This is a genomic window from Paenibacillus sp. S33 (genome assembly GCF_053615415.1).
Window position 1 is genome coordinate 1145001 of sequence record NZ_JBSIEZ010000001.1, and the last position, 13991, is coordinate 1158991.

General features: G+C 47.4%; 9 protein-coding genes, 14 tRNA genes, 2 rRNA genes and 2 pseudogenes (1 of these 27 only partly in view). 20 read left to right on the plus strand and 7 right to left on the minus strand.

Going from position 1 to position 13991, the window contains the following annotated elements; genetic code table 11:
- The 17 genes from ACWGXJ_RS05335 to ACWGXJ_RS05415 form a co-directional block, all read left to right on the plus strand.
- A 23S ribosomal RNA gene (locus ACWGXJ_RS05335) occupies positions 1 to 2697 on the plus strand; it begins 232 nt to the left of the window's first position.
- A 79-nt stretch (positions 2698 to 2776) separates the two neighbouring features.
- Positions 2777 to 2893 (plus strand): 5S ribosomal RNA (gene rrf / locus ACWGXJ_RS05340).
- Positions 2894 to 2963: 70 nt separating this feature from the next.
- Positions 2964 to 3039, plus strand: a tRNA-Ala gene (locus ACWGXJ_RS05345).
- Between the two features lie 4 nt (positions 3040 to 3043).
- Positions 3044 to 3119, plus strand: a tRNA-Asn gene (locus ACWGXJ_RS05350).
- Between the two features lie 3 nt (positions 3120 to 3122).
- Positions 3123 to 3214 (plus strand) — tRNA-Ser (locus ACWGXJ_RS05355).
- A gap of 20 nt (positions 3215 to 3234) precedes the next feature.
- Positions 3235 to 3306 (plus strand) — tRNA-Glu (locus ACWGXJ_RS05360).
- A 9-nt stretch (positions 3307 to 3315) separates the two neighbouring features.
- A tRNA-Val gene (locus ACWGXJ_RS05365) sits at positions 3316 to 3391 on the plus strand.
- Between the two features lie 26 nt (positions 3392 to 3417).
- Positions 3418 to 3491, plus strand: a tRNA-Met gene (locus tag ACWGXJ_RS05370).
- A 27-nt stretch (positions 3492 to 3518) separates the two neighbouring features.
- A tRNA-Asp gene (locus ACWGXJ_RS05375) sits at positions 3519 to 3595 on the plus strand.
- Positions 3596 to 3608: 13 nt separating this feature from the next.
- A tRNA-Thr gene (locus ACWGXJ_RS05380) sits at positions 3609 to 3684 on the plus strand.
- Between the two features lie 4 nt (positions 3685 to 3688).
- Positions 3689 to 3774, plus strand: a tRNA-Tyr gene (locus ACWGXJ_RS05385).
- Positions 3775 to 3781: 7 nt separating this feature from the next.
- Positions 3782 to 3857 (plus strand) — tRNA-Lys (locus tag ACWGXJ_RS05390).
- An 11-nt stretch (positions 3858 to 3868) separates the two neighbouring features.
- Positions 3869 to 3949: transfer RNA gene (locus ACWGXJ_RS05395), tRNA-Leu, on the plus strand.
- A 10-nt stretch (positions 3950 to 3959) separates the two neighbouring features.
- Positions 3960 to 4034 (plus strand) — tRNA-Gly (locus ACWGXJ_RS05400).
- 7 nt (positions 4035 to 4041) lie between these two features.
- Positions 4042 to 4118: transfer RNA gene (locus tag ACWGXJ_RS05405), tRNA-Arg, on the plus strand.
- A 12-nt stretch (positions 4119 to 4130) separates the two neighbouring features.
- Positions 4131 to 4210: transfer RNA gene (locus tag ACWGXJ_RS05410), tRNA-Leu, on the plus strand.
- A 757-nt stretch (positions 4211 to 4967) separates the two neighbouring features.
- Positions 4968 to 5231 (plus strand): hypothetical protein, encoded by a 264-nt coding sequence (locus tag ACWGXJ_RS05415; protein WP_231109524.1) that lies wholly within the window; start codon positions 4968 to 4970, stop codon positions 5229 to 5231.
- A 195-nt stretch (positions 5232 to 5426) separates the two neighbouring features.
- On the opposite strand, the gene ACWGXJ_RS05420 is transcribed toward ACWGXJ_RS05415, so the two are convergent.
- The 3 genes and pseudogenes from ACWGXJ_RS05420 to ACWGXJ_RS05430 form a co-directional block, all read right to left on the minus strand.
- Positions 5427 to 5603 (minus strand): hypothetical protein, encoded by a 177-nt coding sequence (locus tag ACWGXJ_RS05420; protein WP_196765492.1) that lies wholly within the window; start codon positions 5601 to 5603, stop codon positions 5427 to 5429.
- A gap of 292 nt (positions 5604 to 5895) precedes the next feature.
- A pseudogene (locus ACWGXJ_RS05425) lies at positions 5896 to 6127 on the minus strand (IS110 family transposase); the annotation flags it as partial.
- Positions 6128 to 6165: 38 nt separating this feature from the next.
- On the minus strand, positions 6166 to 6624 hold the full coding sequence (locus ACWGXJ_RS05430; protein ID WP_069291226.1) for a hypothetical protein: 459 nt from the start codon (positions 6622 to 6624) through the stop codon (positions 6166 to 6168).
- 432 nt (positions 6625 to 7056) lie between these two features.
- Between ACWGXJ_RS05430 and ACWGXJ_RS05435 the strand changes: the two genes are divergently transcribed.
- Positions 7057 to 7521 (plus strand): phage tail protein, encoded by a 465-nt coding sequence (locus tag ACWGXJ_RS05435; RefSeq protein ID WP_452566341.1) that lies wholly within the window; start codon positions 7057 to 7059, stop codon positions 7519 to 7521.
- 453 nt (positions 7522 to 7974) lie between these two features.
- On the opposite strand, the gene ACWGXJ_RS05440 is transcribed toward ACWGXJ_RS05435, so the two are convergent.
- Positions 7975 to 8805 (minus strand): SDR family oxidoreductase, encoded by an 831-nt coding sequence (locus tag ACWGXJ_RS05440; protein WP_414126383.1) that lies wholly within the window; start codon positions 8803 to 8805, stop codon positions 7975 to 7977.
- Between the two features lie 46 nt (positions 8806 to 8851).
- On the minus strand, positions 8852 to 9604 hold the full coding sequence (locus tag ACWGXJ_RS05445; RefSeq protein WP_452566342.1) for an SDR family oxidoreductase: 753 nt from the start codon (positions 9602 to 9604) through the stop codon (positions 8852 to 8854).
- 167 nt (positions 9605 to 9771) lie between these two features.
- Here ACWGXJ_RS05445 and ACWGXJ_RS05450 point away from each other — a divergent pair, with 167 nt between their 5' ends.
- Positions 9772 to 10428, plus strand: a complete 657-nt coding sequence (locus ACWGXJ_RS05450; RefSeq protein ID WP_452566343.1) for a TetR/AcrR family transcriptional regulator — start codon at positions 9772 to 9774, stop codon at positions 10426 to 10428.
- Between the two features lie 407 nt (positions 10429 to 10835).
- Positions 10836 to 12179: a collagen-like protein gene (locus tag ACWGXJ_RS05455; protein WP_452566344.1), complete on the plus strand. Its 1344-nt coding sequence runs from the start codon at positions 10836 to 10838 to the stop codon at positions 12177 to 12179.
- A gap of 245 nt (positions 12180 to 12424) precedes the next feature.
- On the opposite strand, the gene ACWGXJ_RS05460 is transcribed toward ACWGXJ_RS05455, so the two are convergent.
- Both ACWGXJ_RS05460 and ACWGXJ_RS05465 read right to left on the minus strand, forming a co-directional pair.
- Positions 12425 to 13276, minus strand: coding sequence for an aldo/keto reductase (locus tag ACWGXJ_RS05460; protein WP_452566345.1), 852 nt, complete (start codon positions 13274 to 13276; stop codon positions 12425 to 12427).
- A 259-nt stretch (positions 13277 to 13535) separates the two neighbouring features.
- Positions 13536 to 13802: pseudogene (locus ACWGXJ_RS05465) on the minus strand (GNAT family N-acetyltransferase); the annotation flags it as partial.
- Between the last annotated feature and the right edge of the window lie 189 nt (positions 13803 to 13991).

Sequence of the window (13991 nt, forward strand, 5' to 3'; positions counted from 1 at the left end):
AGTGATTCCGTCAGTAGCGGCGAGCGAACGCGGATTAGCCCAAACCAAGGAGCTTGCTCCTTGGGGTTGTGGGACGTCTCACATGGAGTTACAAAGGAGCCGGTTAGATGAAGAGGTCTGGAAAGGCCCGCCAGAGAAGGTAAAAGCCCTGTAGTTCAAAACCCGTTCCCTCCGAGACGGATCCCGAGTAGTGCGGGGCACGTGAAACCCCGTATGAATCCGGCAGGACCATCTGCCAAGGCTAAATACTCCCTGGCGACCGATAGTGAAGCAGTACCGTGAGGGAAAGGTGAAAAGCACCCCGGAAGGGGAGTGAAATAGATCCTGAAACCGTGTGCTTACAAGAAGTCAGAGCCCTATTGATGGGTGATGGCGTGCCTTTTGTAGAATGAACCGGCGAGTTACGTTCCCGTGCAAGGTTAAGGTGAAGAGCTGAAGCCGCAGCGAAAGCGAGTCTGAATAGGGCGATCTTTAGTACGTGGACGTAGACCCGAAACCGGGTGATCTACCCCTGTCCAGGGTGAAGGTGCGGTAACACGCACTGGAGGCCCGAACCCACGCATGTTGAAAAATGCGGGGATGAGGTGGGGGTAGCGGAGAAATTCCAATCGAACCCGGAGATAGCTGGTTCTCCCCGAAATAGCTTTAGGGCTAGCCTCGGAAAGAAGAATCGTGGAGGTAGAGCACTGATTGGGTGCGGGGCCCGCAAGGGTTACCAAGCTCAGTCAAACTCCGAATGCCATAGATTTAGTTCCGGGAGTCAGACAGTGAGTGCTAAGATCCATTGTCGAAAGGGAAACAGCCCAGACCATCAGCTAAGGTCCCCAAGTGTGTGTTAAGTGGGAAAGGATGTGGAGTTGCACAGACAACCAGGATGTTGGCTTAGAAGCAGCCACCATTGAAAGAGTGCGTAATAGCTCACTGGTCGAGTGACTCTGCGCCGAAAATGTAACGGGGCTAAACACACCACCGAAGCTATGGCTTGATGCATTGCATCAGGGGTAGGGGAGCGTTGAATGCGGGTTGAAGGTGTACCGTAAGGAGCGCTGGACTGCATTCAAGTGAGAATGCCGGTATGAGTAACGAAAAGATCTGTGAGAATCAGATCCGCCGAAAGCCTAAGGGTTCCTGAGGAAGGTTCGTCCGCTCAGGGTAAGTCGGGACCTAAGGCGAGGCCGATAGGCGTAGTCGAAGGACAACAGGTCGAAATTCCTGTACCACCGTAATCCGTTATGAGCGATGGGGTGACGCAGTAGGGTAGTGACGCGGACTGATGGATGTCCGTCTAAGCAGTGAGGCTGGTGTGTAGGCAAATCCGCACATCGTTAAGGCTGGGCTGTGATGGGGAGCGAAAATTGTAGTAGCGAAGGTCATGATCTCAGACTGCCAAGAAAAGCCTCTAGCCAGGAGAAGGTGCCCGTACCGCAAACCGACACAGGTAGGCGAGAAGAGAATTCTAAGGCGCGCGGAAGAACTCTCGTTAAGGAACTCGGCAAAATGACCCCGTAACTTCGGGAGAAGGGGTGCCTCGGTAGGGTGAATAGCCCGAGGGGGCCGCAGTGAAAAGGCCCAAGCGACTGTTTAGCAAAAACACAGGTCTGTGCGAAGCCGCAAGGCGAAGTATACGGGCTGACGCCTGCCCGGTGCTGGAAGGTTAAGGGGAGTGGTAAGCCTTCGGGCGAAGCTATGAACCGAAGCCCCAGTAAACGGCGGCCGTAACTATAACGGTCCTAAGGTAGCGAAATTCCTTGTCAGGTAAATTCTGACCCGCACGAATGGCGTAACGACTTGGGCGCTGTCTCAACGAGAGATCCGGTGAAATTTTAATACCTGTGAAGATGCAGGTTACCCGCGACAAGACGGAAAGACCCCATGGAGCTTTACTGCAGCTTGATATTGAATTTGGGTACGATCTGTACAGGATAGGTGGGAGCCGTAGAACTTTGAGCGCCAGCTTGAAGGGAGGCATCCTTGGGATACCACCCTGATCGTATCTAGGTTCTAACTTGGTACCGTAACCCGGTGCGAGGACAGTGTCAGGTGGGCAGTTTGACTGGGGCGGTCGCCTCCTAAAGAGTAACGGAGGCGCCCCAAGGTTCCCTCAGAATGGTTGGAAATCATTCGAAGAGTGCAAAGGCAGAAGGGAGCTTGACTGCGAGACCTACAAGTCGAGCAGGGACGAAAGTCGGGCTTAGTGATCCGGTGGTACCGCATGGAAGGGCCATCGCTCAACGGATAAAAGCTACCCTGGGGATAACAGGCTTATCTCCCCCAAGAGTCCACATCGACGGGGAGGTTTGGCACCTCGATGTCGGCTCATCGCATCCTGGGGCTGAAGTAGGTCCCAAGGGTTGGGCTGTTCGCCCATTAAAGCGGTACGCGAGCTGGGTTCAGAACGTCGTGAGACAGTTCGGTCCCTATCTGTCGTGGGCGTAGGAAATTTGAGAGGAGCTGTCCTTAGTACGAGAGGACCGGGATGGACGTACCGCTGGTGTACCAGTTGTTCCGCCAGGAGCACCGCTGGGTAGCTATGTACGGAAGGGATAAGCGCTGAAAGCATCTAAGCGTGAAGCCCCCCTCAAGATGAGATTTCCCAATTAGTAAGACCCCTTGAAGACGACGAGGTAGATAGGTTGGGGGTGGAAGTGCAGTAATGCATGGAGCTGACCAATACTAATCGGTCGAGGGCTTATCCTAAAAAGTAAAACGCAAATGAGTTTCGGATCCAGTTTTCAGGGTGTAACCTTGAATGTAGAATTTGCACAGCAAATTCATGTTTGGTGGCGATAGCGGAGGGGTTCCACACGTACCCATCCCGAACACGACCGTTAAGCCCTCCAGCGCCGATGGTACTTGGATCGCAGGGTCCTGGGAGAGTAGGACGTCGCCAAGCAACCCCATAATGGGGATTTTTTTTCGCCTATCAGGCTATTGATTATACATACAAAATTGATTTTTTAGATGGGGCTATAGCTCAGCTGGGAGAGCGCCTGCCTTGCACGCAGGAGGTCAGGGGTTCGATCCCCCTTGGCTCCACCAATATTCCCTGATAGCTCAGTTGGTAGAGCACTCGACTGTTAATCGAGTTGTCACAGGTTCGAGTCCTGTTCGGGGAGCCATGTGGAGAGGTGTCCGAGTTGGCCGAAGGAGCACGATTGGAAATCGTGTAGGCGCCAAAAGCGTCTCGAGGGTTCGAATCCCTCTCTCTCCGCCAGCTCTTAATAATAGATATATGGCCCGTTGGTCAAGGGGTTAAGACACCTCCCTTTCACGGAGGTAACAGGGGTTCGAATCCCCTACGGGTCATAGTAATTCGGAGGCTTAGCTCAGCTGGGAGAGCATCTGCCTTACAAGCAGAGGGTCGGGGGTTCGAGCCCCTCAGCCTCCACCATTTGAAAAGTAAATATTTATTACTGTCGCGGGGTGGAGCAGTTCGGTAGCTCGTCGGGCTCATAACCCGAAGGTCGCAGGTTCAAATCCTGCCTCCGCAATTACTTTCAACTAAGAGAGTTGCCTCTGGAACCGTGGTGTAGAGGCCCAACATGCCTGCCTGTCACGCAGGAGATCGCGGGTTCGAATCCCGTCGGTTCCGCCATTTAACTTAATATGCCGGTGTAGCTCAACTGGTAGAGCAACTGACTTGTAATCAGTAGGTTGGGGGTTCAAGTCCTCTCGCCGGCACCATTTTGGAGGATTAGCGAAGTGGCCAAACGCATCAGACTGTAAATCTGCTCCCTTACGGGTTCGGTGGTTCGAATCCATCATCCTCCACCAGTTTTACGAGCCATTAGCTCAGTTGGTAGAGCACCTGACTTTTAATCAGGGTGTCGAAGGTTCGAGTCCTTCATGGCTCACCATTGTATTACATGCGCGTGTGGCGGAATTGGCAGACGCACTAGACTTAGGATCTAGCGTCTTTGACGTGGGGGTTCAAGTCCCTCCACGCGCATCTTGTTTTTGCGGACGTGGCTCAGCGGTAGAGCATCGCCTTGCCAAGGCGAGGGTCGCGGGTTCGATTCCCGTCGTCCGCTCCATTTATTAGTCCCCTTAGCTCAGCTGGATAGAGCGTTTGACTACGAATCAAAAGGTCGGGAGTTCGAATCTCTCAGGGGACGCCATTAACTTCATAAGCCGGTGTGGCGGAATTGGCAGACGCGCGCGACTCAAAATCGTGAGGGAAACCGTGGAGGTTCGAGTCCTCTCACCGGCATCTATTTCGGGATGTAGCTCAATGGTAAAACTCAGCCTTCCAAGCTGGTAGCGTGGGTCCGATTCCCATTACCCGCTTTATATAAATGAAAAAGGAGAGATGGCTTATTTTTATGCCATCTCTCCTTTTTTACTTTTAAACAATTCCTATCGACATGACAACCAGTAGAAACCTCAAGGCAATCTCCTCCGTTCCTTTGCGTTATTAACATACACAGGCAACTTCCAGAATTTTTATTTTCTGATCTTCTTCATATACTTAAGTTTCAGCTCGTAGTTCAGTTCTTGAAGGCAATATCAGCATGCAGACAGAAAATCTCATCAGAAATTGCCCCGCAACCTAACTCTGGTATCGGCGAGAGAAGCAACCGCTCCAGATCCAGAGTTTCAATCTGCTTAATATCGGTTAATGGGCTTTGAGCGAAGCACTGACCGGAGTCATCTTCGTCTGAGAAGCAACTGGACCTGGTGACCATGGATATCACGATGCCAGATATGACAGGTACACACGAGGCTTTCTATGGATAGGGCGTAAAACTAACGAGGAACGATAGTTAAATAACACACAATGTTGAGCAGGCGCTTCAAGTCTGCTCTTTTTATTAAACTAACGGGCAGGATAGTTATAAATATGTTAAAATAAGGGAGAATAAAATCAGAGGTGAGCTAATGTTCAATCCGAAGATCTTCTTCTATTAGTTGTGTCTAAGGTCATGGCTTCAAATGCCAAAATCTAACCCGGCACAACGGGGATGAAGATGTTTACACGGGAAGAGATTCAATTCTGGGAAGATGAGAAACAGCAAAGTCTGGAGATCAATAATAAGCCCAAAGATCCAAGAAAAGAGAAGCTTAAGGATTTCCGTAAAGGAATCAAGAGTGTTCATTACAACAAAGAATGTAAAATAGCAAGAAAAGATGATTATCGTCTGTATAGAACAAAAATGAAACGACTGATGCGTAGTGAAGAATACGAGCTCCTACACAGTTACAAACGAACGAGTGGTTGGATTACTTGGTAAATGAGGTAGCCTTTGAATGAACTCATCCTATTGTTGAAGTGAGTAGCAGTAGGGCAGTTCATGAGGGGCTGCTTTTTTTTCATTGAGCTAACGGGCAGTTTAGTTGAACAAGATAAGTGGAGGTTTTATGTCGCATTTGACGCAAACTGTGAAGGAGGAAGCTGGGAAAATGATAGCTAAGTGTAAAGTGTTGAGTTAACTATCCAGCTTGTTTGTTGATGTCTTTAATGTTTGTGCAGCCTCATCGAGATAGATATCTAAATAAGTACCATCAGTAAATTTAATAACCACAGCATTAGTAGTGATGGCGACATCTTCAATCGTCCTACCTTTAAGTTTTTCAGGTATAACTTTGAAATTAGTCGATTCCACATTCATCAAATCCTTTCATTGATTACACATCTTAGTAATCGGTAATAAGTATATAAAACCTATATTAGTCTAACACTTCTCATTATAAAAGTAAAAGATGAATGATAGAAATACTGAACAGTACGAAGATATTGTGTAATAAAAGAAAGCGTGCTTATTCAACTAACGAGGAACGTTAGTTAAATAAAGAACAGCGGTAGTCTAGGACTTTCTCCTTTTTCAGTCCAAGGCTACCGCTATTTCTATATTCAATCCAGTCTAATACTATTTTTTTATCAGACACACCGGCTTTCAGAACGGCATCAGAGGTGGGGAACTCCAATAAGGTTTTCAACGACACCGCAGAATGAAGATCCCCGATAAACACCCTTGTATTCAGGAGACATCTGATCCAATGCGGTTTGGACTGCAGCTTAATTTGAATATATAGACCGGTAAACGCGTCATGCTGTCGCGTTAAGTTTCGGAGATTCAAGCAACTGAACGCCCCTTGTTTTATAATGATCAAAGTCTTCTTTGTAGAAATAGAATCATCTTCGGTTGATTACTCCTCGGGTAAAAGTTATGAACGGTTGACCTTGGCTTCAAAACGCTTTTCCAACACGTCCCAGTTGGGTGTAGGGACCCGGGACCGTTCCTTCCAAAGGTGAAACACGCGGCTCAAAGCTACGATTTCCCCTACGAATCCGTCAACCAGCCGGCGGATCGGCATCCTATGATAAATTTTTATAAAAAGGCGCATCAACGCCGGTCGTTTGCGGATTAGTGAAGCTTGCGCGGCCGGCGTTAGTGGATACCGTAAGGCCTCTAACACGCGAAAGCCTTCGTCCATAGCCGCGATCATCTGCCGCAACAACTTGTCGTCGCCGGCGTTTTTTTTCATTTGACGCTCGTGTATAACCGTTACAAAGTTTAGCGCAATTACAGGCACGATATAATTCTTGAACCGTGCCTCTATATTTTCATGATAGATAGGTATCGTACTTATTTGGTTTACATATGCGGGTACGCCCCCTTCCATGCAGAGGGTCTTTCCCAAACAAACATAGACTAACGGCCACCATCATGAATGCAAATGTCTTGGCTTGTGAATCTGAACCTCCTTAATGGAGTACAGGGCACAGGCCGAGAGTTTTTTGTTAGGACATACTTTGAGTCCTTAATTTCCCGACCTAGAGGAACTATAGGCAGCATCGTATTATCTCGCTGGTCGAATATTTAAAGCGGTGTTTGTGAATACCAGTCTATGTGAACACTATTTAACAAACTAACAAATTCGCCATTGAAAATCTTCTCTTGAACCAATTTTGGTATACTATGTGGTAGATAAGAGAATTGAGAATTATTTTGAAGTCTGGCTATAAGTGTGTTTCTACAACAACTTGAAAAATAAAATCGATTTTGGTGAAATGCGGAAGCTGTTAGGGCGTAAAAGAGAAGAGGAGGAATGAAAATGTCGTATCTCGTTGATTTTAAAAATGTATCTACGGTTGGTTTAGAGTCTTCACCTGTAGCAGAAGCGCTTGCTGGTTTACGTGCCAATGAAGCCCGTTATTTTATGAACAAATACAAGCATGAGTTTACGGTTGTACCAGCTAGCGAAAGCCAGGAGAGCCTTGAATATGTGAACCGAATTTTGAGAGAAGAACGTGATATTGCGTTTGCGGCTAAACCTTTAGAAACGTCGCGTTTTCAAGTGGAAAATATCCAATTTACCTACGTTTTTTATGAGGATGGTCTTGCAATCAACGTCATGTATACGGTGGATGACCCTAAGAAGCGGGCCGTTGGTTTTAAGCTTTCTGAGGGGATGGAGGTACCAAAGGAGCTAGAAGGGAAGTTTAAGTTTGCTAGGCAGAAGTCTAAACTAGCTGGAACAATTCGGGGTTCGTTTTTTGTAATTAAAGGACAATATTAAAGTAAGCAAAAGCGCAAATGGAGGAATCCAGCCCCTTATTCTCTTTGCAAAAAAGTGAAATTAAAGAAAGGGCTATCCCGCAAAAGGATGGCCCTTTTTGAAAGAATGATGAAAAGCTACCGCTTATCGTATGATTACAAACAGGAAGATCGTGGGTAGTCTCTAATAAGGAGACTATTTTTTTGAAAACTTGCCCCTTCAGCCAACGCGGTGAACCATACCATAAGTGAAGATGAAAAATTTTCTTGTGGGAAGTGACCTAACAATACGATTAGCCAGAAAAGTTTGCTGCGAATGAAGATAACAACACTTAGTGTGGTATGCACTCGTGTTGATCTTGTTTTAATATCCAAACTTCTATTTCATACATGTTGTTGTTAGTCCATGTCTTGCTTCGCTTTTCTCAAGTGCTTTATTAAGCGGCCCATGATCGATTCTCGGTCTCGTCTCCAATCAGTTGTTGAAGTAGTGAGACTGTTCGAGGTCGTGGATCAGTGCAGGTTGCACAGGCCGCCATCCCAGAAGTTCCTGAGTTGCAACGCTTGATCTCGGGATATCGAGCGCTGCAAGTGTGCTGAGGAAGCCGAAGTGGGTGTCTGCTTCTTCACGTGAAATGCTGACTACAGGCACGTTCAGGTGTTTACCGATAACACTTGCGATGTCGCGAAATGGCACGCCTTCATCTGCGACCCCATTTAGTCGTGAACCGGCGGGTGCCTTTTCTAACGCAAGGCGGTATAGATATGCGGCGTCAAGGCGGTGCACAGCCGGCCAGCGGTTGGTCCCCTCTTCTACATAGGCTGAGAAGCCCTTCGTTTTGGCAATGTTGATCAGTCTCGGCACAAATCCTGTGTCACCCTCACCGTGTACCGAAGGACAAAGCTCTACGATCGATGTCCGCACTCCGCGCTCAGCCAGCAATAACATTACGTTTTCTGCTGCCACTCCATTGGCGTGCGTGGTGATCACGAACGGCTTCCCGGACCCTTCCAGCGCCGCCCCCATCGCTTCGACGGCGTGCAGATCTGCTGTGAGTGCCCTGGCGAAGTTCGAGAAGTCGTGATTGAATGCCAGATGAATAATGCCATCCGCAGCAGCCGCGCCACTACGAAGGCTGTCGAGATCGTCAATGTCACCGCGGTGCACTTCGGCCCCGGCCTCTTTTAGTTTCGCAGCGCTATTGTCTGAGCGCACAAGACCGACGACCTGATGACCCGCATCAATGAGTTCACGGACGACAGCGGAACCGATGTAACCTGTTGCTCCTGTTACGAAAACACGCATCATGAAATCCCCCTTAGGCTACTAACCATTGTTGTATAAATTATAATTACCACGCGATGGGTCCATCCTCATCTGAGAACGTTCCTGTTGGACCGTCCGCACCAATCATCGCAAGCCGGACCGCTTCACGCGCCCCTTGTTCAACACTACGAGTGCCAGCAAAATTATTGAGCGCAGTCGATGTAAAACCTGGACAGGCCGCATTGACCTTGATGTTTGTCGATTCAAGCGCAAAGGCAAAGGCAAGTGTCACCGCATGAACAGCCGATTTTGATGCCGAATAGGCCCCAAACATCGCACGATGTGAGTTTTCCGGAATGGAGTTCCAGCTAAGGGAGCCGCCGGTGCTGCCCATGTTGACGATGCGTGCTGCCGGAGCCTCACGTAAAAGTGGCAACATGGCCTGGGTGACTGCAATGACACCAAAAACATTAGTTTCATAAACCGAACGAATGTCTTCGAGCGAAGCAACGGTCAAAAGACCGCTCGTCGCGCCACTGCTCGGAAACGGATCGTCCGGTTTACCTGCGTGTGATATGCCCGCATTGTTCACAAGTACATCGAGACGACCAAATTCGTTCCGAATACGCTCTGCTGCAGCAACAATGGAGTCCTGATCGGTAACGTCGAGCTGGAGAGCGTACGCATCCGAACCGATGCTTTTGGAGGCAATTTCTCCATTCTCGAGGCTGCGTGATCCAACGAGCACGGTGAAACCGTGTTCCGCTAGATCCTTCGCAATCTGTAAACCTATTCCTTTATTGGCACCGGTGATCAAGGCTACGGGTTTGTCTTGCATGATCGTAATCTCCTTTTTGGTATGGGGCACCATCTATATATTTCCCGTTGGATGTGGGATAATGATATTAAATCACACAAAAACGAAACTGTAAAGTTCCGGAACTAATGAGTTTCTGAATATATATTTTAAAAGGAGCTAAGTTTATGAGTAAAATAAAAAAGGAAATGTCTGAGAGGGGCGAATTAACTGAGGTAGTGGCAAAAAAGCCTGCGAAAACATTGGGACGCAAGCGAGATCACACGCGGGATGATAAAATCCTTGAGGCGGCAATCGCCATCCTCGCGGATACGAGTTTCGATGGTATGACAATGGACATGGTCGCGGCTCGCGCAAAGGCTGGGAAGGCGACGGTTTACCGCCGCTGGTCTTCCAAGGCGGAGTTAGTCCGAGACGCCTTGGCATGGATGAATCGAAATCATCTTGAGCTCGAAAGCTTACCTGATACAGGAACCTTGCGCGAAGATCTCCTCGTGCTTTTGAAGCCGCAATCGATCGCGGAAGAAGAACGCAAATTTCGAGTCCTAGCGGGCCTAGGCTCCTTTTTGCAGCATCCGGAATTTGCCGAAGCAGGAACAGCCGGGATTTTCGAGCCATGGGTTGTTGTAAACCGCGAGCTTATGAACCGAGCCGTCGTCCGCGGTGAAATTCCTGCTCACGCGGACATTGAGATGGCTTGCCAGGTCATTACTTCAATGGCTTCTTTTCGCGGACTCATCCAGCGCAAACCGTTCGACAAGCCTTTCTTCACAGCGCTAATCGATGGTATTCTACTGCCTGCACTCAAAAACCCGCGAACAGCTCCAAATATCATGGACCGATGATGACCAGGCGCTTACCAGAAGAATCTACAAGGTGGATCAAGAGGTGAGCAGGATTGGTTTCAGGATAGTGAGCCTAGGAGAAAAATATTACGGAGTCGAACGCTCTGTTGTATTATCACAGAAATGATTCAATTAATGGGAACGATACTTGAATTTAGAACAGGGAGCACACTGCCACTGTGAGGTACAAAAAAAGAACCAAATGTGATTTTGGTTGACGCAGTGAAGGACGATTTAAATTATGTAATTATACTGAAAGATTGTTGTGGTTTGTGGTATAACATCACCCTACTAAACACCCAATATTCTAAAAATGGATTTTAGTCTAGCGAATAACCGGCTATTCGTCCATGCCTAAAATAAACAACTCACGTACACTGAACCATATTTATAGGGAGGTGTCGTTGTTGAGTTGTCCGGATAAAAAAAAACGTGCAAAAAGAAAACCACAATTGTTTGCCATCCAAAAGAAAAGAAAAAAGAAACTGTTGAGTTTTCTGGATAAAAAAAAATCGTGCAAAAAGAAAACCGCAATTGTTTGCCATCCAAAAGGGAAAAAAAAGAAACGACGTCTTCTAGTTATTAAAAAAATAGTGCGGGTACCGTGTCCTCCACCTAAAGGTCAGCAATTACTTCAAGGACTTGCGGGAGCAATTGCAGAAGCTGGACCTCAAGGACTTGTAGGAGCACTTGGCCCCCAAGGATTGGCAGGGATTGCAGGAGCGATAGGCGCACTTGGTCCCGAAGGACTTGCAGGAGCACTTGGCCCCCAAGGATTGGCAGGGCTCGCAGGAGCGATAGGCGCACTTGGTCCCGAAGGACTTGCAGGAGCACTTGGCCCCCAAGGATTGGCAGGGATTGCAGGAGCGATAGGCGCACTTGGCCCCGAGGGACTTGCAGGAGCACTTGGCCCCCAAGGATTGGCAGGGATTGCAGGAGCAATTGGCGCACTTGGCCCCGAAGGACTTGCAGGAGCACTTGGACCCCAGGGACTTGCAGGGATTGCAGGAGCGATAGGCGCACTTGGCCCCGAAGGACTTGCAGGAGCACTTGGCCCACAGGGACTTGCAGGGATTGCAGGAGCAATTGGTGCAGCTGGATTGGCAGGACCAACAGGAGCAGCAGGACCAGCAGGACCAGCAGGACCAGCAGGACCAGCAGGAGCAGTAGGACCAGCAGGACCAGCAGGAGCAGTAGGACCAGCAGGACCAGCAGGAGCAGTAGGACCAGCAGGAGCAGTAGGACCAGCAGGACCGGTAGGACCAGCGGGACCAGTAGGAGCAGCAGGAGCAACAGGTCCAGCGGGACCCGCAGGGCCGGCAGGTGGAGTATTAGGCTTTGCAGATTTCTTTGCCTTGATGCCTCCTGATAATGCAGCAACTGTTGCTCCCGATACAGACGTAAGTTTTCCGCAAGATGGTCCAATCAGTGGGACTGCAATTACCCGTATAAATGCGAGCTCTTTTAACTTGGCTACAATTGGCACTTATCAGGTTTTGTTTCAGGTAGGTGTAAACGAACCGGGTCAACTCATTTTAACACTCAACGGCGCTGATCTGGCTTATACGGTGGTCGGGCGTGCAACAGGTACTTCTCAAATAGTAGGAATGGCTCTTGTGCAAACAACGGTCATTAATTCAGTACTCACAGTGCGAAACCCTGCTGGCAATGCGGCGGCACTCACGATCACTCCATTAGCTGGAGGAACAAGACCAGTTTCCGCGCACCTTGTTATTACGCAGGTTGCATAGAGGGAAAGAAATGCAGTATTTTTCGATAATAATGCCAATATCAACGATAGTTCAATAACCACGAGGAGACGGCAGACGATAAAGTGGCTGTCGTTTTCTCAACTAACGAGCAAATTAGCTTAATAAATACATTGATGCCGCAAACGAAAAAGAGGAGTAGATATCCTTAGGGCATCTACTCCATACTTTTAATTGTTGGTTCTTTTGGCGTAATCAAAACCTACGGGTGATCTTTTGAAAGATGGTTAGATATCGAGTTTACGGCTACCGATCCATTTCACCATGTCAGGATCGCGATGAGAAAAGAACAGGCTCTGTTTTGTATCTAACATAGTAATCGACTCCATATCCTCTTGGCTTAACTCAAAGTCAAAGATATCGAAGTTTTCGATAATTCTTTCTTTACGAACAGACTTTGGAATCACAACAACTTCTCTTTGTGTCAACCAGCGTAAAACCACCTGAGCAACGGATTTATTATACTTTTCAGCTATGGATACCAATATTTCATTCTGGAACAAGTTATTTTTTCCTTCAGCAAAAGGCGCCCAGGATTCGATCTGAACATTATTCTCTTTCATGAATTTTGCATTTTCGATTTGCTGGTTGAATGGGTGCGTTTCAACCTGATTCACGGCAGGAATTACTTCATTATGAATAATCAAATCGATCAGGCGATCCTCATGGAAGTTACTAACGCCGATTGCACGGACCTTTCCTTCACGGTACAATTCCTCCATAGCGCGCCAAGAACCAAACACATCTCCATATGGCTGGTGAATTAAATACAAATCCAAATAATCCAATTGCAATCTATCCAGTGATTTTTCAAATGCCTTTTTTGTACGCTCATAACCCGTATCCTGAACCCAAAGTTTCGTAGTGATAAATAACTCCTCTCTTGTCACGCTACTACGTTTGATCGCTCTGCCAACTGCTTCTTCATTTAAATAAGAGGCAGCGGTATCTATCAGCCGATAGCCTGCCATAATAGCGTCATAAACGCTTTGTTCACATTCATTTGCATCTTGGATCTGATAAACACCAAAACCGAGTACAGGCATCTCAACCCCATTGTTCAAAGTTACTTTTTGCATATAATCCTCCAGTATTTTTAATTATCATGTGTAAATCAACTACAATTCATATTCATAACAGACACCCACTTCACATCTTTATTATGCACCAGATGACAAAGCGATCGTTATCCCGTTCGTGCCAAATGTTTGCCTAATCCTCTCACTACCACCTATTTAACAGATAAATATGGACTATAATCGAACTTTAAAGAATGACGGCACGGGGAGGATCAAATGTCTGAAAATAATCACTAAGCAGCAAATACCCCATACCCTATCCCCAAAATTCTTTACATACGCAGACTCCAAATTCTACCTTAGGAGCGAATCTATTAAATAAATACCTTCGCATCTGGAAAACCCAACGTAACGATTCCCCACTACAGCAACTCAAAATAAATTTCTCAATTTCACGGTGTCCGTTTGTATAATCTGATCAAACCCCGATATATCTAAAAATGCCTCCCTTGCTCTCTATCTAAATTTCCTGTCTCTCCATCCTCTGTAATCTTAATTCAGATAAATCTGTCGTAGCTTGGTTGATTGCCGATCTAACAGTATCCCTCTATTAGGTTGAAATCCTATATAAATCGGTTGAAAATGTTGATTTTACCAATGGACAAGGATTTGTACAATAGAGTTGTAGCGCTTACATTTCCAAGGAGGTTGCGGCGAAATGAAGAGACTTCAGGTGGTTGGCAAGCAAATCAGGACCCCAAGATCCAAAAGGAGG